This is a genomic window from Canibacter zhuwentaonis (assembly GCF_018531145.1).
In the GTDB taxonomy this organism is placed as follows: domain Bacteria; phylum Actinomycetota; class Actinomycetes; order Actinomycetales; family Microbacteriaceae; genus Canibacter; species Canibacter zhuwentaonis.
Window position 1 is genome coordinate 1 of sequence record NZ_JAHDSZ010000026.1, and the last position, 832, is coordinate 832.

General features: G+C 50.6%; 1 pseudogene. It reads right to left on the bottom strand.

Annotated elements, in window-relative coordinates:
• Window positions 1-456, bottom strand: a pseudogene (locus tag KJY78_RS06455) (sodium-dependent transporter); the annotation flags it as partial.
• Between the last annotated feature and the right edge of the window lie 376 nt (window positions 457-832).

An 832-nucleotide genomic window follows, 5' to 3' on the forward strand; every position in this document is an offset into this window, starting at 1 on the left:
AAAGGTCAGCAGAGCGGATTCGTCCGCCTGCAAATACGACTTGAGGAAGAACCCGAGCGAGTCGTCTTTCCAGGCAAGGTTGATCGAGTAGAATATGTAACTAACGGCCCAGGCGATCACCGCCGTGTAGTAGATCGAAACGATTGCTGAAAAGGCAACTTGCCACCAGCCGAGGAACTCGGCTTTTTTCGTGAAGCGGCGGAATGCTAGGGGAGCTGATCCGCGATACTTGTGCCCTAGCGCGTAGTCGAGAAGCAGCACGGGAATACCGATGCAGATTAGCGACACAAGGTAGGGGAGCAGGAACGCTCCGCCGCCGTTATTGTAGGCAATGCCGGGGAAGCGCCAGATGTTGCCGAGACCTACAGCGGATCCAATGGCCGCCATAAGAAAACCGTATTGCCCGGTCCACCGCCCGCGGCGTGTGTCCGGTTCGTTATTAAGAATCTTAGACATATTTTTCCTCTGTAAGAGCGCTACACGGTAACGCAAAATAGCAGTCACCTTGCAACAGCGGTTGCAAGAAACGCATCCACAATTAAAGTGAATTGCGTTCCGAGATGATTGATAAATTGTACTACGTTGCCGCGCTGTTTGTGAAATCGCAGGTTTTCTTTTAGATAATTTTTTACAGTTTCAAGGATGGGTTCGATGCGGACTCGTGGGTTTGGTGCGCGGATATTCTGCGCTAGCGCCCCGAGCGAGAAAATAACGCCGGTGCTGTCATTACTTTACCTTTCGATCAACAAAATTAATAACGGGTTCGTGCTGCTGTTTGGCTTTCCACTTAAGCAGTGTCATAACGGTTGCAAAAACCACTGCTCCAACCAAA